Annotated in this window: 16 protein-coding genes; 8 read left to right on the top strand and 8 right to left on the bottom strand. The window is 50.0% G+C overall.

The annotated features are described in order from the left end of the window. Positions 1-600: EamA family transporter (locus UF06_RS01085; protein ID WP_197541306.1), on the top strand; the 600-nt coding region annotated here is incomplete at its 5' end. 142 nt (positions 601-742) lie between these two features. Here UF06_RS01085 and UF06_RS01080 read toward each other — a convergent pair. The 3 genes from UF06_RS01080 to UF06_RS01070 all read right to left on the bottom strand — a co-directional run bounded on the left by UF06_RS01080 (position 743) and on the right by UF06_RS01070 (position 3,768). After that, a complete protein-coding gene (locus tag UF06_RS01080) occupies positions 743-1,594 on the bottom strand; it encodes an AraC family transcriptional regulator (RefSeq protein ID WP_045568786.1) in 852 nt (283 codons plus the stop codon). Positions 1,595-1,686: 92 nt separating this feature from the next. Beyond that, positions 1,687-2,508 carry a GNAT family N-acetyltransferase gene (locus UF06_RS01075; RefSeq protein WP_045568785.1) on the bottom strand — a complete coding sequence of 274 codons (822 nt, stop codon included), beginning with the start codon at positions 2,506-2,508 and terminating at the stop codon, positions 1,687-1,689. Between the two features lie 351 nt (positions 2,509-2,859). Continuing rightward, entirely contained in the window at positions 2,860-3,768 is a 909-nt protein-coding gene (locus UF06_RS01070; RefSeq protein WP_226972206.1) for a LysR family transcriptional regulator, read from the bottom strand. Positions 3,769-3,867: 99 nt separating this feature from the next. Between UF06_RS01070 and UF06_RS01065 the strand changes: the two genes are divergently transcribed. Then, positions 3,868-4,521 (top strand): glutathione S-transferase, encoded by a 654-nt coding sequence (locus UF06_RS01065; RefSeq protein WP_045568784.1) that lies wholly within the window; start codon positions 3,868-3,870, stop codon positions 4,519-4,521. 164 nt (positions 4,522-4,685) lie between these two features. Here UF06_RS01065 and UF06_RS01060 read toward each other — a convergent pair whose 3' ends face one another. The 3 genes from UF06_RS01060 to accD all read right to left on the bottom strand — a co-directional run bounded on the left by UF06_RS01060 (position 4,686) and on the right by accD (position 8,211). Then, positions 4,686-5,678 carry a cytochrome d ubiquinol oxidase subunit II gene (locus tag UF06_RS01060; RefSeq protein WP_045568783.1) on the bottom strand — a complete coding sequence of 331 codons (993 nt, stop codon included), beginning with the start codon at positions 5,676-5,678 and terminating at the stop codon, positions 4,686-4,688. Beyond that, positions 5,675-7,012, bottom strand: a complete 1,338-nt coding sequence (locus UF06_RS01055) for a cytochrome ubiquinol oxidase subunit I (RefSeq protein WP_045568782.1) — start codon at positions 7,010-7,012, stop codon at positions 5,675-5,677. The genes UF06_RS01060 and UF06_RS01055 overlap by 4 nt, the downstream gene beginning before the upstream one ends. A 332-nt stretch (positions 7,013-7,344) precedes the next feature. Then, positions 7,345-8,211, bottom strand: coding sequence for an acetyl-CoA carboxylase, carboxyltransferase subunit beta (gene accD, locus UF06_RS01050; RefSeq protein WP_045568781.1), 867 nt, complete (start codon positions 8,209-8,211; stop codon positions 7,345-7,347). Between the two features lie 107 nt (positions 8,212-8,318). Between accD and UF06_RS01045 the strand changes: the two genes are divergently transcribed. Further along, on the top strand, positions 8,319-9,224 hold the full coding sequence (locus UF06_RS01045; RefSeq protein WP_045568780.1) for a LysR family transcriptional regulator: 906 nt from the start codon (positions 8,319-8,321) through the stop codon (positions 9,222-9,224). 43 nt (positions 9,225-9,267) lie between these two features. On the opposite strand, the gene UF06_RS01040 is transcribed toward UF06_RS01045, so the two are convergent. After that, positions 9,268-11,325: an ATP-binding protein gene (locus UF06_RS01040; RefSeq protein ID WP_045568779.1), complete on the bottom strand. Its 2,058-nt coding sequence runs from the start codon at positions 11,323-11,325 to the stop codon at positions 9,268-9,270. 161 nt (positions 11,326-11,486) lie between these two features. On the opposite strand from UF06_RS01040, the gene UF06_RS01035 reads away from it, so the two are divergent. From UF06_RS01035 to ompW, 5 genes are all read left to right on the top strand, one after another. Beyond that, entirely contained in the window at positions 11,487-12,842 is a 1,356-nt protein-coding gene (locus UF06_RS01035) for a sigma-54 dependent transcriptional regulator (protein ID WP_045568778.1), read from the top strand. Positions 12,843-13,174: 332 nt separating this feature from the next. After that, positions 13,175-14,188 carry a TAXI family TRAP transporter solute-binding subunit gene (locus UF06_RS01030; protein ID WP_045568777.1) on the top strand — a complete coding sequence of 338 codons (1,014 nt, stop codon included), beginning with the start codon at positions 13,175-13,177 and terminating at the stop codon, positions 14,186-14,188. 72 nt (positions 14,189-14,260) lie between these two features. Then, entirely contained in the window at positions 14,261-16,381 is a 2,121-nt protein-coding gene (locus UF06_RS01025) for a TRAP transporter permease (RefSeq protein WP_045568776.1), read from the top strand. Between the two features lie 17 nt (positions 16,382-16,398). Then, on the top strand, positions 16,399-17,610 hold the full coding sequence (gene lhgO, locus UF06_RS01020; protein ID WP_045568775.1) for an L-2-hydroxyglutarate oxidase: 1,212 nt from the start codon (positions 16,399-16,401) through the stop codon (positions 17,608-17,610). Between the two features lie 315 nt (positions 17,611-17,925). Next, on the top strand, positions 17,926-18,570 hold the full coding sequence (ompW, locus tag UF06_RS01015; RefSeq protein ID WP_039434653.1) for an outer membrane protein OmpW: 645 nt from the start codon (positions 17,926-17,928) through the stop codon (positions 18,568-18,570). Between the two features lie 136 nt (positions 18,571-18,706). On the opposite strand, the gene UF06_RS01010 is transcribed toward ompW, so the two are convergent. Continuing rightward, a complete protein-coding gene (locus tag UF06_RS01010; RefSeq protein WP_039428436.1) occupies positions 18,707-18,958 on the bottom strand; it encodes a Rho-binding antiterminator in 252 nt (83 codons plus the stop codon). Positions 18,959-19,021 lie beyond the last annotated feature (63 nt).

Below are 19,021 nucleotides of genomic sequence, written 5' to 3'. Positions count from 1 at the left end.
GAACGGGACGGGGGGGGGGGGGGGGGGGGGGGGGGGGGGGGGGGGGGGGGGGGGGGGGGGGGGGGGGGGGGGGGGGGGGGGGGGGGGGGGGGGGGGGGGGGGGTGGGGGGTGAGGTGGGGAGGGGGGTGGGGGCGAAAACGCCGATGCATGCGCAAAGTGGTCGCGATTATCTGTTTGGCATCACGCTTGGTTTAGTGGCAGGGCTAGCCTACGCGATTTACTCTTGGGTTGCGAAAGCGATGATCGTTCAAGGGGTGAAATCACAAGCGGCGGTAGGGGCTATCTTCGCCCTTGGCGCGCTCTTGTTGTTGCCAAGCCTAGCACTGACTGGTGAGAACTTGTTCGCAAACCCACTCAACAGTAGCATTGCCTTGTATATGGCTTTATTTCCTATGTGCGCGGGTTACCTGCTGCTTGGCTACGGGCTGCGCCATGTCGAAGTGCACAATGCCAACTTGCTGACGCTGTTTGAGCCCGTGGTCGCCAGCCTTCTGGCCGTGTGGATCGTCGGTGAGAGCATTTCTCTGCTTGGCTGGCTGGGTATTGCCCTGATTGGTGGATGTTTAGTGATGCAAAGCCAACCCAAAGGGGCTGAATAGAGAAGGGCGCAGTACGCCTTTTTACAGTGTAAATCTTTGGGGATTAACTTGTTTTTGGACAAAAGCGAGCTAGAATCATCACGTCAATACTTTCACTTTAGATTAGGTTCTGTAATGTGTTAGTGCCCATTGAATAGTTCCATCAGCCTAACTTTGATTTTGAACTAACGCCACCATAGACATCAATCGTCAACCCTCGCTCTTTCTCATAAGTTTTAGGTGTAAAGCCAAGCTGTTTTTTAAGGTGGCGGATCAAGTGAGGTTGATCACTAAAACCAAATTTGAAGACAACTTCAACCCAATCTAGTTCAGTCGATTCACGTTGATAGAGATACTCTAGCATTGCTTCTAATCTATTCATCGACTGGCACTGTTTAAGGGTAAGCCCTGTGGTGCGTTGAAAGCTTCTTTCTAGGGTTCTTTGTGAACAATACAGTTTTTCACCCAGTTCAGATATCGTACTCTGGTCTAGATGTTTAAGTACATTGCGAGTGATTTTACTGTGCTGATCTTCGGTGCACTGTTCTAACCAAGGCGACAGCATCGTATCTAACTGCTCTACACACTGCTGTGGATTAGTTCGAGCCTGTTCAATCAGTTTGCTTTCATCCATACCTAATTGCTTGAACAATGTTGAGTCTTCCACTGACTCCACTTCATCTAGTGCCAAAGGATTGGCAGAAAAATCGGGTAAACAGTAAAGAGCGCCGACACGAAACTTGATACCAAGATGAACAAATGGCTTAGAGTGATCTAATTCAAAGGTCTGCCGATGTGGATAAAGCCAATGGCTGCCTTCTCCCTTCGCTATGCTCGGGTTCAGGTCATAAGAGTAGGCTTGATTGTGAGGTGAAAGAATCAAATGTGCCGATGGGTCAGGGTTGAGCTTTGGGAATTGATAAGTCTCTGAATCAGGGCACTTATCAATCAACCAATAGCATTCTACATATTGGGAAACACATGGTGAGTTTGGCGACTTTAGCCAATGGATCATAACCATTTCCGTTAGGTTTATTGATTAAGGGTACTATAAGTCAGATCGTCGTAAACAAAAATCCCCCTTACCACAGCAAGAGGGATAACAAGTTATTTGTTGTTAAATTCAACCTGAACAATGCGGTTTGAAGATGATAAACCCGCACGTTTAATAGCTTTTTGTGCACCTACATTGCTGCTCTCAGTAGAACAGATAGGCGTTAAACCACGCTGATTAGCTGAGTTAACTAACCATTTAAGCAGTTGAGTAGCAATGCCTTTTCCACGTTGTGATTGAGCGACAATCATGCCAAGGTCTGCATATTCCGTTTGGTACTCATCAGACAGACGGCACTCGCCCGTTGCAATAAGTTCATTCTCGCTCCAGTAACCGAATAACTCTTTACGATTAATCAGGTTACCAAAGTAGCCTGTAAGCCACTGCTCTGGTGCGCCAATAGTAGTGGCTGCAAACTCAACAAACTGCTCCAGTTGCTCTGACTCTGCTCGCTTTAGTTCAAACTCAGGGTTAATGCTTTGCTTACTCGCCTCTTTTTGCTTGTACATCAGAGAATTAACCTTCACTGCTGATGCGTTATCAAGGCTAAGTGACAGATACTGTGGCTCTGCTGTACTGACAAATGCGCCATTTACAGCCCCAATGACTGAGCTATTTTGTTCTGCGATAAGCGTGAAAAGTTCTTTTGCATCCATTTTAGCATCATTACTCAAGTAGAACTGCAACATATAACCTTCGCCATTGATGCAGCAGTATCCAACTAGGGTTTCTTGCTCATAAAACCCAAAGTGGGTAGACATGGGTACAAATCCAAAGTGCCACATACCATCAAGCGGTGCTGTTGATTGTGCAAAATATGCTTGCTTTAGTGGGCTGATTTCTTCTAGATTTTCGATTGGTTTAATGTCTAACATCGCTTTTTACCTAATTTTTTTGATTTACCGGAAAGCCTTCCACCTTTATCTAAGAAGTGCCTCGCTTTCGGATGCCACATATAATAAGCAATGTCTGCTCGATAAGATTGAACAAAAACGACAATCTTTAAATCGGTTTTTTTAGATGTTGGGCTAAGTTCGAACTAAGTGACCCCAATAAGCAATTAGTATCTTATTGAGGGTGTTTTAAAATAAGGATTAGTAATCAATTACTGCTGCTAATGAACACGCAATGGGGCAATTTAGATCTAGCTGCACCGCTAGCTTACAAATATGTCCTTATATATAGGCTCTGATAAGTTGCTATCTATAACAATACACGCTTCAGTGTTAAGTCTTTGTATTTATGTCATTTCCATTCGCCGTAGCGAGCTTATCAATCACAAAGTCCAAAAAGACTTTTACTCGTTCAGGCTGGTAATTGCCTCCGCCATATAGTGCGTTTAACGGATACTCAAGCGGCTTAAAACCGACATCAAGCTTTTGCAATAAGCCCTTTTTTACATACGGGGCAACGATAATATCCGGTTGATAACTTGCCCCGACCGCTGAAAGCGTCAATTGGCGGATCATCCTTGGGCTATTGCTTTTGAAAACGGTGTTTACGGTAAAACTATTCCCTTGGCCCAAAGAGCTGAGCACAGGCCAACGCGCTGTCGGGTGAAGGTTGCTATCGATAAGGCAAGGAAGTTGTGACAGCGCCATACCTTGTCTATACCGCTTTGCTAAATCGGGTGCGGCATACACCGAGCTTTGAAGTGACATTATCTTACGATATCTCAAACTGGAGTCTGGTAGTTCACTGGCACGAAACGCGATGTCTATCGCTTGCTCAACTAAGTTAAGCTTCTGATTGGTAACGATGATATCAATTTGAATATTTGGATAGCGAAGGTGGAACTCAGGAATAAGCGGACTTAATAGTTCCTCGGCAAAACCTTGCGAGGCCGTTATACGCAAAGGCCCGGAGACCTCCCTGTTTTTGGCATGGAGCTGCTGGTACAACTTATCAAGATTGGCCAAAACATGTTGCGCTTGAATGTAGTATTCGTGGCCAGACTGGTTGACAGAAAGCTTGCGGGTCGTGCGATGAAACAGTTTGACTCCGAGCTGCTCTTCGACATTGTTAACGTATTTGGAGGTAAGGGATTTAGAAATACCTAAACGTTCTGCGGCGGCAGTGAATGAGCCTGTCTCTATGACGGCTACCACTGTTCTCATGCCATCGATAGTATCCATGCATTATCAACATAGTGGAAATTATCATTCCATGTTAGCGGGGTTTTTCTTCTTAGCAAGTTGTTCTTAAATAGAAAAATAATCAGTTAGGAGAAAACGATGCTTAAACTATATTGGCACCCCTTTTCAGGGCATGCACACCGCGCGCATATGCTATTGAGTATGCTCGAATTGGATTTTGAACTCATTACCGTTGATCTGCCTGCTGGGGAGCATCAACAAGCCGAATTCTTGGCGCTTAACCCCTTTGGCCAGATCCCCGTACTGGTGGATGGTGAAACGGTCATCGCTGACTCAAACGCTATCTTGGTGTATCTCGCCAGCGTTTATGATAAAGAGTGGCAATGGCTGCCGGATTCACCGCAAATGCGCGCGCATATTGAACAGTTTCTTTCTCTTGCCGCGCATCGACTCGCAGGCTCAATCGCCAAACTGCGCGCGGCGAATTTATTTCACCGAGCGATAGACAGTGAACCGCTGACTCAAGAAGCATATAAGCTGCTAAAACAGCTCCAGAGCTACCAACATGGCCGCCAATGGTTGGTGGGAAGCGCGCCGACTATTGCTGACTTAGCCCTCTACAGTTATATCAAATTAGCGCCAGAAGGCGGCATAAGTTTGGCGGATTTCCCTGATGTGCAAGTGTGGCTGAAGCGAGTCGAAGCGTTACCTGGCTTTGTTCCTGTGCAACTGTCGAATGTGGGGCTGCGAAAGGAGGCAGCAAGCAGCGGTGCTAACGAAAATAATGACTAGCTTTGCAACCTAATGCGGCTTTAATCGGTTCAATCTGCGTCCTGCAGCAGGCCACATTCTTCTTTGTGTTTGATTTGTGCCTCTAGCGCCAATACAAAACGGGCGGTGAATGTCACCGCCCGCACGATGTGCAAAGCCCTGCGAACACATGCTGCTAGTTTCAATTACAAGTAACTGAGATCGGTTGCTTTGCCTTTAAAGATCCGATAGACGAAAAAGGTGTAAAGCAAGATGGTCGGCATCACAATGACCACGCCAATACCCACCACCATTAAGGTGTCGGGTGAGGAGGCGGCTTGCTGGGCCGTCATCATTCCGGGGACGATTTCTGGGAAAAAGCTGTAGGCGAGCCCTAAGAAACTCAAGCCGAAAATCAGCGCCACACCAAAAAATGGCCATTGCACGCCTGCGTCATTGACCGTCGGCACCCGCTTTAGATAGCGATCCACCACCAAAATGGTGGCGAGCACAATAAGCGGGATCGGCGCAAGTAAAATCACTTCAGGGAAGCTGAACCAACGCTCGGCCACGGCGGAGTTAACCCATGGGTTTACCACGCTTACCGCCAGCACGCCCAGTGCGGCGAGCCAACCCGCTTTGCGCGACCAACGCGCAGCGCGCACTTGCAATTCGCCCTCGGTTTTGAGCACCAGCCATGCGCCGCCAATGTACACGTAGGCCGCAGCAACACACAACGCGCTGAGCACAGCAAAACCATAGGCGGCCAGCGAAGCATCAAAACCCACCACATAGCGGCCAATCATATAGCCTTGGGTTAACGCGGCGAGCAGCGAGCCGAGCTTGAAGCAGAGATCCCAATGCTCTTTGTGATCCGCTTTGGCTTTGGCACGAAAATCGAACGCCACTCCGCGCATGATAAGGGCAATCAGCATCAGTGCTGTCGGTAAGTAGAGCTCAGTAAAAATCAAGCTGTGCGCGGTGGGAAAAGCAATCAGTAGAATACCCACCGCCAGCACCAGCCAAGTTTCATTGGCATCCCAAAACGGGCCGATTGAGGCGATCATCCGATCGCGTTGCCCCACATCATTGCGCGGCAGCAAGATGCCAACACCGAGATCATAGCCATCCAGTACCGCGTACATAAACACGGTAAATCCAAGTAACAGAAGATAAATTTCTGGAAGATACTGCATCATAACTCGGCCTTTGAAGCGGTTGAGGAAATCGGCGCGGCTTGTATGCCTTTGCGCGCGAGGTAGAACAAGGTGTGGATGTAGGCGACGAGCAGCACTACATAGGTAACCAGATAGAGTGCGAGCGAGATGCCGACCGAGCTGCTTGCCACAGGCGTGACGGCCTCAGAGGTGCGCAAAACGCCGCTCACCAGCCAAGGTTGACGGCCAATTTCGGTTACGTACCAGCCTGCAAGAGTGGCGACCCAACCGGAGAAAGTCATTCCCACCAAAGCATACATGTACGGTTTCGGCACGGGTTTGTTGCGCCAAAAATGCCAAGCGCCGAACCAGCTGACTAGCAGCATCAGCACGCCGACGCCCACCATCACGCGAAAGCCAAAAAACAGCGGCGCGACCGGAGGGTGATCCGGTGCGAAGGCATCTAAGCCAACGATTTCACCATCCATCTCATGGGTTAAAATCAAACTTGCCAAGTGCGGAATGCCGATGGCCCAATCGTTGCTGCGCGTCTCTTCATTAGGCACGGCAAACAGCAGCAAAGGCGCGCCACGCTCGGTCTGCCACACCCCTTCCATCGCGGCGATTTTCGCTGGCTGATGCTCCAAGGTGTTGAGGCCATGTAGATCGCCCACCAAGATCTGTACAGGAATGGTGATGGCTGCGACGCTCACCGCCACCTTTAGCCCGAGTTTCGCCGCTTGGTTTTTGCCATCGCGCAGCACTTGGTAAGCGCTGATCCCGGCGATCAAAAAGCTGGCGGTCAGCGCAGAAGCGAGCAGAGTATGCGCGAATCGATACGGCATGGAAGGGTTAAAAATCACCTCTTTCCAACTGGTGACATGCACGATGCCGTCGATCACTTCGTGTCCTGTTGGGGTGTGCATCCAACTGTTGAGCACCAAAATCCAGAACGCCGAAAGGGTGGTTCCCACCGCCACCAAAACGGTCGCTAAGGTGTGGAGCCACTCCGGCACACGGCCACGACCAAACAGCATCACGCCAAGGAAGGTCGCTTCCATAAAAAAGGCGGTCATCACTTCATAGCCGAGCAAAGGGCCGGCGACGTTACCGACGCGTTCCATAAACCCCGGCCAGTTGGTGCCAAACTGGAAACTCATGGTGATGCCCGACACCACTCCCAGAGCAAAGGTTAAGGCGAATACCTTGACCCAAAAATAGTAGAGATCAAGCCATTGCTGGGCCTGGGTTCGCACATAGCGCCATTTGAAAAACACCAGCATCCAGCCCAAAGCGATGGTGATGGTGGGGAACAATATGTGGAAACTGATATTGGTGGCGAATTGGATCCGCGACAACATGAGGGTATCTAACATCTTTTTTCCTCAAAAAATGAAACAAACCAGTGATGGTTAAGGCAATTCAGACCCATCTTTATTGACTATTACGTCATTGCGACTGGATTGGTTTAGTCGCCACGAGGGAAACCCCGTGACAAGCAAATTTGATTTGTATCAATTTTGCCAAGGTAAACCGAGGAAAAAGGTGTATCTAAGCACAGGGAAATGTTGACAAAATATTACGTTGTCGGCATGGCATGCGTTATGCGCAGGCGTGGCGTTAAAGCGTTAACTTCGGCTGAATAAAATCAATGCAAACCGAGATGCGCTTGGCCACAGAGGAGGATTTTTTCGCTCTCCAGCCACACTTACTCGCTGGCAGCAATCTGTGTATTAGTCAGTTTTGCCATCAGTCTTGCAATGCGTTCGCGCAGTTCACGCCGATCAACAATCATATCGAGCGCGCCGTGTTCTAAGAGAAACTCACTTTGCTGAAAGTCGTCCGGAAGTGTTTCACGAACCGTTTGTTCAATCACCCTACGTCCTGCAAAGCCAATGCGCGCTTTGGGTTCGGCAATATTGATGTCACCCAGCATGGCGATACTGGCCGATACACCGCCAAAGGTTTGGTCTGTCAGCACGGAAACGTAAGGCAGCCCAGCCTCAGAAAGATGACGAAGGGTAGCACTGGTTTTGGCCATTTGCATCAAGGAAATCAGAGACTCCTGCATTCGTGCGCCGCCACAGGCGGAGAAGCAAACCAAGCCGCAGTTCGCTGCGAGTGCCGTTTCAACGGCACTGACAAATCGTGCGCCCACCACAGAGCCCATTGAACCTGCCATAAAAGAGAATTCAAACGCGCAGGCCACCACGGGCACACCTAGCACGCGGCCTTGCATCACCACTAAGGCGTCCTTTTCTCCGCTTTGTGTTTGCGCCAGCGACAAGCGTTCTTGGTAAGATTTGATGTCTTTAAAATTCAAGACATCTTTGGGTTGCAGTTCGCTGGCAATTTCTATTCTGTGCGCGATATCGAGAAAACTTTCCAGACGTGCCCGCGCCGCCATTCGCATATGGTGATGACATTTTGGGCACACCTGCAAGTTGGCCTGCAAGGTTAAACGATAAAGAATTTCATCGCAGGAGTCGCACTTAGTCCATATTCCGTCGGGGATGGTCGCTTTACGTGTTGCGATAAGTTTTCTTTTGTCGAAGAGTCTTTCTAGCCAGCCCATGCTGCTCCTTACTCAGTGAATCATCAATCAGAAAGATTGTACTAACCCTAAAATCGCAATAAAGTGGCAAAAATTGATTTAACAATCCAACTTAATGGGATTATTGAGTGCTCAATCATATTGATCAACAGTGGTTAAGAAGCTTTCATTGTGTCTATGAAAACCAAAGCTTTAAACGCGCCGCTGAGTTCCTCAATTTGCCGACTTCCAATGTCAGCCGACACATTGCGTTACTGGAAGAAAAATTGGCAACGCGTTTATTCGACCGAACCACACGCCGCATTGCGGCAACCGATGCTGGAGAGCAACTTTATGCGCGAACCCACGCTTTGTTAGCACGCTTGGATGAAGCTTTTGAAGAGGTGACGCAGCATAGCCACGAAGTGATGGGGCAGCTCAAGATCTTGATGCCCGATTCACCTGCATTAGCTCAGGCGGTGGTCGCTTTTTGTCGCCAGCACCCTTCGATTGGATTGTGCTGTGATACCAGCTTAAGCCCGAAAGAAGATCTCCTCGATGGGTTTGACGTGGTACTGAGTTTTCAGCGTGGGCCGCTTGCCGATAGCAATTGGATAGCGACGGAAGTTAAGCGCTGGCCGAGTGTGGTGGTGGCCTCGCCCGAACGCTTGCAAGCGCATCCTCTGCCGTATCACATCACCGATTTGCAACATCTCCCTTGTATCAGCAGTTTAACGGCGCTTAACGGAACGCCTTGGATTTTCAAAACTGCGCAAGGCGGATTGGTGACACAGAGAGTTCACTCCTCGTTTCGAGTCAACAGTGGCAATCTTGCCAAATCGGCGGCGTTAGCCGGGCTCGGTTTCGCCATCCTGCCAATCGATTTTTGCCAAGAGGAGATAAAGGCCGGCCATCTTGAAATGGTCGCATTGGAATACCAGCCTGATGATCTGGTGTTGTACGCTTTTTATGCATCGAGAAAACACGTAGCGAGAAAGATCCCCATGTTTATCGATCACCTGCGACGCCAAGCGAACGAAGAGATGAGCGTTTAAAAAATGCGCTGATGACTTGCTCACTATGCCTTGGTAAGGGCATCTAGTCTGGCGGAGCCTCGAGTAAAAACGTTAGTGTAAAGGTTAATCCGGCACTGGCGTTTTTGTTGACCGAGATGTGCCCTTGCATATCGCGCATGTTATTGGCGGTGATCGACAGGCCCAAGCCAAGCCCTTCACCGATTTTTTTGCTGGTCGCGAAAGGTTCAAAAAGTTGGCTTAGTTGCTCCTCACTGACACCACAGCCATTATCGCTAATAGCAAGGCTCAGTTCGTTTTGCGCTATTGAAGCGGAAATCATCAGTTGAGGTTGTGCGGTGGCTTTCATCGCGTCGATGGCGTTGGCGATCAAGTTCCCCATTACTTGTCGTAAACGTTGCTCTTCGCCCAACACATTGGCCAGTGGATGGGGTAGACGCACTCGCACGTCGATTGGGGCCAGTTCCGCTTGGTAAATCCGCAGCGTTTCTTGCAGCGCCTCAGGCAGTGACACTGGACAAAGTTGTTCCGGCTTTTGATAGGCAAAAGATTTAAGCTGGCTGGTCATTTTACCCATGCGATCAATCAGGCGATGAATCAACTGATTATTGGATTTCAGCATCGCCAACTCGCCTCGTTCCATCAGTACTTCGTTACTGGTGAGCAGCGTTTTTAAGCCCGTTAACGGCTGGTTAAGCTCATGGGTAATCGCGCTGGACATCTTACCCAGTGCGGCGAGCTTGCTGCTCTCAATCAGCTCTTGTTGCGCCGCTTTTAGCTCGGCGGTGCGCGCTTCGACTCGGTTGGTCAGCTCTTCATTGGCTTTTTGCAGCGCCTGTTCAGCCTTTTTGCGTTTGCTGATGTCGAGCACGGTCACCAAATAGTGATGCTCGCCGTGCCAAGGAAAAGCGGTGAGGGAAAATAGCAAAGGAAACTGGCTGCCATCACTGCGCCGTCCCATGGTTTCGATGGCCGTGAGTTCGGCTAAATCTCGGTGTTTGGGCAGATTTTTTAACAACGGCAAAATCGTGGAAGCGGGATTGCCGATATCAAACAACTGCCACGCTGGCATCTTGGTGGTCATGCTGTCGGAGAGGCTGAAATAGCGCTTGGCCATGGGATTGATGTCCTCAATCTGGCCTTGGGCGTTGAGCAGAAATAACCCAACATGGGTTTTGTTGATCATCTGGCTCATACGCTGGCGAGATTCGTCCATCAATTTTTGAATGCGTTGCTGGCTTAAGTTTTTTTGCTGACGCTGGTAGGCGATGACAGCAAACATCAGCAGCACAAGGTTGCCAATGGTTATCCCCCAACTGGCGGAAACGACCGCTTGGCGAACGGGCTTGTAACTGCTCAGATAGGTCAGTTGCCAATGGAGATCGTCCAATATTACTTTTTGTGCAAGGTAGGTGTTGTCTTGGTTGAACCAAAACAGCAGCGAAGTGCCGTCGCGAAGTTCTGAGTGTTGATGGACAATTTGCGGTTGGTGTTCGTTGAGCCAGTCGGCGGTCATGTCCGGGTGGCTGGAGAGAAAATAGTCGCCGCGCAGATTCTGAAACAGGATTGCGTCGCTGCTGGTTAACGCTTGTTCGGTGAGCAGGCGCAAATTGATCTGCACCACGGCGATGCCGACGATATCAAAATCCATGTTGATGGGCGCGGCGAGATAGAAAAATGGCGAGGAGCCACGAGTTTTACTCACCAGCGAAACGCCTTCACGCTGGGCGTGGATCTGCTCGACAATCGCATCAATATCGGCCTCGCTCAGGCGCTCATCTTCCAAGCTGGAAATGAGCATGTCACCGCTGGCCGAGAGCAAATACCAGCCTTTGGTGTTGGCGGCTTTGTCGAGCAGGGTCAGCTCATTGCGCAGTGCTGGGTAAAGCGTGCTATCGCCAGCTAAAAACGTTTGGCTGTTGCGGTTGTTGGTGATCAAATACGGCAGATGATAAAAACGGTGTAACGTGCGGCGAACATCGCCGATGTAGTCGAGAAAGCGCTGCTGAGACTGTTCGATGCTTTGCGCGGTTTGCCACTGTCGAACCAACTCTTTCCCTGCCCATTGGCTGACAAAAAACCAGATCAGTATTGCTGTTGCCAGTACTGCTTTTGCCCTCATCAACGTGTTTCCTTGATCGCCTCAACCGGGCAAGAGTGCGCTGCCTCATTCGTTTGTTAAAGCTTTGTTGTCAAGAAGTGAGATCCAGCTCCTTTTCCCTCGCAGGCTTTTTGCCTAACGTAGCGTGATATCAGCACATTAGTATAAGTGGTAGCACGTAAATGGATTCGATTTCTCCCCCTCATATCGCCCTCGTTGAAGACGATGACATTGTGCGCCAAGCGACCGCACAATGGCTACAACTGGCGGGTTTTCACGTTGAGGCATTTAGCCAAGGTGAAGCGGCGTTGGCTGAAATTAAGCGCCGTGCCTTTGATGGCGTGGTGAGTGATGTGCGCTTACCCGGCTTGGATGGCTTGTCCTTGATGGAGGCGATTCAGGCTGAGCAGGTGAGCTGCCCGGTCATCTTGATCACCGGACACGGCGATGTCGACATGGCGGTGAAAGCGCTGCAAAAAGGCGCGTACGATTTCATTGAGAAGCCGTTTAATCCTGAGCGTTTGTCGCAAACGTTGCACACTGCCGTGAGTGATTATCAACACCAAGCCAAAAGCACCGATCGTAGCCACTATCTCCAGCAGTTACGTGGCATTGAGCAACAACTGATTGGTAACAGTGCGGTGATGTGCCAACTGCGTGAACAGATCGCCAGAGTGGCCGCCATGGACACCAATGTGATCATCTATGGGGAAACTGGCACGGGCAAAGAGCTGGTGGCGCGCAGCCTACATACCGAAAGTGCGCGTCGGGCCAATCCATTTGTGGCGATCAACTGCGGCGCCATTCCGGAAAATCTGTTTGAAAGTGAGCTGTTTGGTCATGAAGCTGGCGCGTTTACTGGCGCGAATAAACGGCGGGTTGGTAAGTTGGAATACGCCGACCAAGGAACGCTGTTTATGGATGAGATAGAAAGCATGCCGATGTCGATGCAGGTTAAAGTGCTGCGCAGTTTGCAGGAAAATCAGGTGGAGCGAGTGGGTGGCAACCGACCGATTAGTGTGGATTTGCGAGTGGTGGCCGCGGCGAAAGCGGATCTGCTTAATCATCCCGATTTTCGTCAGGATCTTTTCTATCGCCTTAACGTGGTGCAGTTGCATCTTCCGCCTTTACGCGAGCGGGAAGAAGACGCGCTGCTGCTGTTTGAACATTTTGCGGCTCAGGCCAATGCCAACAAGCGAGCGTTAAGCTCTGCGGAATCGCGCGCACTACTTAGCTATGGCTGGCCGGGCAATGTGCGTGAGCTGCGCAATGTGGCGATACGCTTTGCGCTGGATGAAAGTTTGTCGGTGATGGAAATTCTCTCCAACCGGGCGGGTTTTGCTCAAGAGAACTTGCCGAGCGGCGTACCGCTGGCGATACAGTTGCACAACTTTGAGCGCAAAGTGATTCATGAAGCGTTACTTCGTCATCAGGGGAGTATTGTCGAGGTGATGACAGAGCTGGATCTGCCGCGCCGTACTCTCAATCAAAAGATGCAGAAACTGGGGCTCAACCGAGCCGATTACACAGATGGATAACCCTGTCGCTGGGCGTTTTGTCCATGAGCAAGATCTTGCTCATCATAAAAATTAACAAATCTATTACTTTGGTCACATCTCAGTGTTGGGATGTGGGTGGAGTCACAAGCTAATTTTCTATAATTACATGATTTAATTCGTTTTTATTTAGATGTGCTTATAGGCAAGATCTTGCTTACTGATTTCGTGCTTTATAAGCAAAAAATGGCTCATTTCGTATTGTTTCTCTCACTTTTATATTAAATATCAATAATTTAAAATATGGCATCGCTTTTGCTCTAGCGGGTTGTTAGTAACAAAAAAATAACAACCACCCTACACGGAGTGTAACGATGAAACTCAATAAACTGATGAAATCCCTTGCGCTGGCAACCCTGTCTCTTACTGCCGCCTCCAATCTGCATGCCGCCGAACAACGCAGTTATATCTTGGCCACCGCGTCTACTGGCGGCACTTACTACCCTGTGGGGGTGGCGCTGGCGACGCTGAGCAAAGTAAAGCTGGAGCCGAAATATAAGTTTTCCCTCTCGGCGATAAGTTCGGCGGGATCGGGCGAAAACATCAAGCTGTTAAATGAAAAGGAGGCGCAATTTGCGATTCTGCAAGGGCTTTACGGCGCTTGGGCTTCCAGCGGTGATGGCCCATATGCGCAAAGTGGCCCGCAGACTCAACTGCGTTCTGTCTCTATGCTGTGGCAAAACGTTGAGCACTTTATCGTCCGCACCGATCTTGCTCCCTCCGGAACGGTGGCGGATCTTAATCAGATGAAGGACAAGAAATTCTCCATAGGCACCAAAAACTCCGGTACAGAGAATTCGGGTAGGCAAATCATGGCTGGGTTGGGGGTCAATCCGGATCAATTCAACCTCGCCTACATGGGCTATGGCGCCAGCGCAAGCGCGATGCAAAACGGCACCATTGACGGCATGAACACACCAGCAGGCGTTCCTGTTGGTGCGGTGACGCAGGCGTTTGCGGCCATGGGCAATGACATCACGCTACTGTCGTTTACCGATGAACAGATCAAACAAGCCAACGGTAAGTATCAACTGTGGACCAAATACGTCATTCCGGCTAACACCTATCCCGGCGTGAATAAATCCATCACCACCATCGCGCAGCCGAACTTCCTTGCGGTGCGTGAAGATGTCTCTGAAGAAGATGTTTATCAATTGACCAAAGCGATTTACGAAAACCTGCCATTCCTGCAAGGCATCCATAAAGCGACCAAAGACATGGCGCTGCAAAAAGCCATCGATGGTTTGCCTTTGCCACTGCACCCAGGGGCGGCGCGCTATTACAAAGAAGTCGGTATCGCGATTCCGCAAGCATTAATGGCGAACTGATGTCCACGGGCATGTCTGAGCGCTGGTTCAGCGTGCCCTGACTTTGTGATTTCAGCCCCTCGGAGCGAACGAATGAGTGATTCTTTACAACAACAGTTGCAGCAGTTTGAGTTACCCACTCGGACTGATTTTCCTTGGGTGACGGCAGCGATTACCGGCATCGGCGTGGTGCTATCGCTGTTGCACATCTGGTTTAACACCTTATCAACCCTGTCTGAACTGTGGATCTCGGCGACCCACTTTGCTGGCTTCGCGCTGATTTGCCTGCTTTGGTATCCCGCGCACGCCTCGTTAAAACGCAGCAAGCTGGCCTTAATGGTCGATGTGTTGATCGCGCTCGCGGCACTCGGCTGCCTTGTCTACCTTCCTTTTGCCGAAGATGCGCTCTATCAGCGTGGCGTGAAATTTGTCACTTCCGACTGGGTTGTCTCTATCGTGGCGATTTTGATCGCGATAGAAGTGATCCGCCGTACCATGGGCTGGTTTATTCCGGTGCTGATCGTGATTTGCCTAAGCTACGTCGTGTGGTGGGGCAAATGGGCGGGCGGCATTTTCCACTTTCCCGGCTTGAGTATGGAAACCTTGCTGTATCGCAGTTTCTTCTCATCCGAAGGGATGTTTGGTTCTATTTCGCGCATTAGCTGGACCTTCGTTTTCATGTTCATCTTGTTTGGCGCGTTTTTGGTCAAATCCGGCGTCGGTGATTACATCATCAACGTTTCGCGCGCGGCGGCAGGTAAAATTATTGGTGGTCCCGGTTTTATCGCCGTGCTTGGCTCGGGGCTGATGGGCTCTGTGTCGGGATCGAGCGTCGCCAATACCGTTTCAACCGGGGTTATCAGCATTCCGCTGATGCAAAAAGCCGGTTTTCCATCGCGCTTCGCCGCAGGTGTGGAAGCCGCCGCCTCAACCGGAGGGCAGTTGATGCCACCAGTCATGGGCGCTGGGGCGTTTATCATGGCCTCTTACACGCAAATTCCGTATGTCGATATTGTGGCGGTGTCGTTTGTTCCGGCGCTGATCTACTTTTTGTCTGTGGCGTTTTTTGTCCGCATTGAAGCCAAACGCAGCGGAGTGCAAAAAGTGACCACCAGTGATGAGTCGCTGTTTAAAGTGCTGTTGTCTGGCTGGCATAACCTGATCCCGCTGGTGGTGTTAGTGACGCTGCTGGTGAAAGGGTTTACCCCGACTTACGCCGCAGGCATTTCTATCCTTTCGGTGATCGTCGCTTCTTGGTTTTCTAAAGATCACAAGATGGGGCCAAAAGAGATTATTGATGCACTGTCGCAAGGGGCGAAAAACATGGCGACCACGGCGGTCTTGCTGGTTGGCATTGGTCTGGTGATCAACGTGATTACCACCACCGGCATTGGCAATACCTTTTCGCTGATGATTAACGGCTGGTCGCAGGGCGATCTGCTGATCATGCTGGTGCTGATTGCCTTGGCATCCTTGGTGCTGGGCATGGGGCTGCCCGTGACCGCTGCGTACATCGTCTTGGGTACACTGTCAGCGCCCGCGTTGTATCAACTGATCGCGGAAAATCAACTGCTCGAGCTGATGGTCAACGGACAGATGCCAGAGCAAGCCAAGGCGATCTTTATGTTGGCCGCGCCAGACAAGTTTGCGCTGCTTAGCGCGCCGATGTCGCTGAAAACGGCGACGGAGATGTTGGCTCTGGTTCCGGTTGATTTTAAGGAGACCTTACTTGAACAAAGTTTAGGCATGGAAGCGGTTGGCTTGGCGCTGTTGGCGGCGCATTTGATCATCTTCTGGCTCTCTCAAGACAGCAACGTCACCCCGCCTGTCTGTTTAACCGCTTTCGCAGCGGCAACCATCGCCAAAACGCCGCCCATGCGCACCGGATTAACTGCGTGGAAAATTGCCAAAGGCTTGTATTTAGTGCCGCTGTTGATTGCGTACACTGGGCTGGTGAGCTGGGATGTGACCACGGTGTTGATGACAGGATTTTTCGCCATCTTTGGTACTTACGCTTTGATCGGCGCGATTGAAGGTTATTTGGAAAGCAAGATTAACATTCTGATCCGCATCGTATTATTAGCTGTGGGCGCACTGATGGTGTGGCACGATGTGCCGTTGTGGGGACGTGTGCTCTCGCTCGCGATTTTTATCGGGATTTTTATTTACAGTAGCCGGGCATATAAAACGCAGTCGCCTATGGCGACCGCGTAGAGGGAGGAGAGCAAAACGTGTATGACTACATCATCGTTGGCGGTGGCATTGTGGGTGTCTCCACCGCGTGGCAATTACAACGCCAGTTTGCCGATAAATCGGTGCTGCTGTTAGAAAAAGAAGCGCAGTTTGCCAAACATCAAACTGGCCACAATAGCGGGGTGATCCATGCGGGCGTTTACTACGCGCCAGGCAGCTTGAAGGCGGATTTTTGCAAACGCGGCGTAGAAGCGACCAAGGCGTTTTGCGCTAAGCATCAGATCCCGGTGGAAAACTGCGGCAAGCTGTTGGTGGCGACAAGCGGGGCAGAAATGGAACGAATGGAAGCGCTTTATCAGCGCTGCCATACCAACGGCATTGAGGTTGAACGGCTTGATGCTGCGCAACTGAAATTGGCTGAACCCAATATCGTTGGTCTTGGTGCTATTTATGTGCCGTCGACCAGTATTGTCGACTACAAGCAGGTGACGGAAAAAATGGCGCAGGAGTTTATCGAATGCGGTGGCGAAGTACGTTTGCAAAGCGAAGTGGTGGCAATTGAAGAGCACGCAGAAGAAGTGCAAATCACGTGCGTTTCTGACGGACAAAGCGTGCAGATTAATGGGCGATTTTTGATCTCGTGTGGCGGACTCATGGCCGATCGGCTCACTAAAATGATGGGCATTGCCACCGATTTCCAGATCATTCCTTATCGCGGCGAGTATTACCGCTTGCCAGCTCACCACAATCAGGTGGTGAAGCATTTGATCTACCCAATCCCCGATCCAGACTTGCCGTTTCTTGGCGTCCATCTGACTCGAATGATTGATGGGAGTGTGACGGTTGGCCCAAACGCCGTGCAAGGCTGGAAGCGAGAAGGGTATCAAAAGTTCAATGTCAGTTGGCGCGATAGCGCGCAGATGTTGGCATTTCCCGGTTTTTGGAAAGTAACCGCCAAACATTTGCGCACCGGAGTGAAAGAGTTTATCAACTCGTGGTGGAAGCCGGGGTATTTGCAATTGGTCAACAAATATTGCCCGCACATCACCTTGGCGGATCTGCAACCTTATCCCGTGGGTATTCGCGCCCAAGCGGTGCTCTCGGACGGCAGCTTAGTGCATGATTTTTTGTTTGCGGAGAGCCCACGCAGCCTGCATGTGTGTAACGCGCCGTCCCCCGCCGCCACTTCAGCCATTCCGATTGGCGAGTACATCGGTAAAAAAGTGATCGAGAAAATGAAGGCGCAGTGACGCCTTCCTATTTTCCTTTAAAAACAATCAGTTTAACCCTCACCTTTGGCAATTTCGCACTATATTAAGCTAGCCTCATTTGCTTGTTTCTTGACTGAATGCAATTTAAGTGTGACACACGCAATTTGCATTACATGATTGTGGTTTATTTGCAATAAATGTTGATCGGTGAAGCATTTTTGTAATCAACGCGTCACTAATTTTTACAAATTGATTTCCGTCAAAATGGTAGGGTTATTATGTGCTACTGTGCGCGCAACAAAAAATTCTTACAAATTAGAAAGATAATTTAGCCCTACATAAAAGGAATAAACAATGAGAAAAACACTTTCTAGTCTTGCAGTGGTTGCAGCGCTTTTTTCCGCAAACGTTCTTGCGCATGCAGAAGGCGACTACATCTTACGCGTCGGTTTAGCCTCTGTGATGCCAAACGACAGCAGCGATAAGATTCTGGGATCCTCTAATGAGTTGGAAGTTGACTCAAACACCCAGCTTGGTCTCACGTTTGGCTATATGTACACCGACAACATCAGTTTCGAAGTGCTGGCAGCAACGCCATTTAGCCACAACATTTCGACAGAACTGGGCGGTTTGGACAACATCGCCAAAACCAAGCACTTACCACCGAGCTTTATGGTGCAGTACTACTTTGGCACCAAAGAGAGCACGTGGCGCCCTTACGTTGGTGCAGGTCTGAACTACACCATGTTCTTTGACGAAGGGTTTAACGATCGCGGCAAAGGTGCCGGCCTGTCGGATCTGAGCTTAGAAGATTCTTGGGGATTGGTGGCCAACGTCGGTGTTGACTACGCGCTGAACGACACTTGGTTCCTCAACACCTCTTTGTGGTATGCCGATATCGATACCGAAGCAACTTACAAAGCGGGTGGTACAACCTATAAAACCGATGTGACGATTGACCCTTGGGTTGTGATGTTCACTGGTGGTTATAAATTCTAATCGGCTTAAAAAGACACCATCAGCAAAGAACACACAATTTCACTAACTATTTGGCGAAGTTTCGCCCGTCAGTTATCTAGTTCGTTCCTTACATTAAGAGGAGCCCGACAAGGCTCCTCTTCTTCCTTCTCTCATCTCACTCTTGGGTGAATTCAATTTGAGTGAAATGGGGATTTTCGCAAAGTGCGGTCATCGCGAGGATCTGTTTAGTGGGCACCAACACTGCATCGCCGCCAACTTCAATCTCCATACATTCCTGCTTCTGTTGGTTGTAACTGGTCGTGAGGGCCAATCCGGAAATGCTGTTGCCGTTGATTAAAGTTAATTCAACCGCAATGCCATATAAGCAGGCGATTTCAATGTAGTCATATTGGCTGCAACTGATCATGGTGACTCCGTTTCACGTGGTTATCGTTTGCTAAGCACAGATTGCCATTCTACTAACTAAACA

The sequence above is a fragment of the Vibrio sp. S234-5 genome, from assembly GCF_000960595.1.
In the GTDB taxonomy this organism is placed as follows: Bacteria; Pseudomonadota; Gammaproteobacteria; order Enterobacterales; family Vibrionaceae; genus Vibrio.
The sequence above is the reverse complement of the archived record's forward strand: the minus strand, read 5'-3'. Positions and strand labels throughout refer to the sequence as shown.

Bases quoted from the DNA above. Each gene is read 5' to 3' on its own strand.
- UF06_RS01080 (WP_045568786.1), bottom strand. From the start codon at position 1,594: ATGATCCATTGGCTAAAGTCGCCAAACTCACCATGTGTTTCCCAATAT.
- UF06_RS01030 (WP_045568777.1), top strand. From the start codon at position 13,175: ATGAAACTCAATAAACTGATGAAATCCCTTGCGCTGGCAACCCTGTCT.
- accD (WP_045568781.1), bottom strand. From the start codon at position 8,211: ATGGGCTGGCTAGAAAGACTCTTCGACAAAAGAAAACTTATCGCAACA.
- UF06_RS01075 (WP_045568785.1), bottom strand. From the start codon at position 2,508: ATGTTAGACATTAAACCAATCGAAAATCTAGAAGAAATCAGCCCACTA.
- UF06_RS01055 (WP_045568782.1), bottom strand. From the start codon at position 7,012: ATGTTAGATACCCTCATGTTGTCGCGGATCCAATTCGCCACCAATATC.
- ompW (WP_039434653.1), top strand. From the start codon at position 17,926: ATGAGAAAAACACTTTCTAGTCTTGCAGTGGTTGCAGCGCTTTTTTCC.
- UF06_RS01010 (WP_039428436.1), bottom strand. From the start codon at position 18,958: ATGATCAGTTGCAGCCAATATGACTACATTGAAATCGCCTGCTTATAT.
- UF06_RS01040 (WP_045568779.1), bottom strand. From the start codon at position 11,325: ATGAGGGCAAAAGCAGTACTGGCAACAGCAATACTGATCTGGTTTTTT.
- UF06_RS01025 (WP_045568776.1), top strand. From the start codon at position 14,261: ATGAGTGATTCTTTACAACAACAGTTGCAGCAGTTTGAGTTACCCACT.
- UF06_RS01060 (WP_045568783.1), bottom strand. From the start codon at position 5,678: ATGATGCAGTATCTTCCAGAAATTTATCTTCTGTTACTTGGATTTACC.
- UF06_RS01065 (WP_045568784.1), top strand. From the start codon at position 3,868: ATGCTTAAACTATATTGGCACCCCTTTTCAGGGCATGCACACCGCGCG.
- UF06_RS01070 (WP_226972206.1), bottom strand. From the start codon at position 3,768: ATGGATACTATCGATGGCATGAGAACAGTGGTAGCCGTCATAGAGACA.
- UF06_RS01035 (WP_045568778.1), top strand. From the start codon at position 11,487: ATGGATTCGATTTCTCCCCCTCATATCGCCCTCGTTGAAGACGATGAC.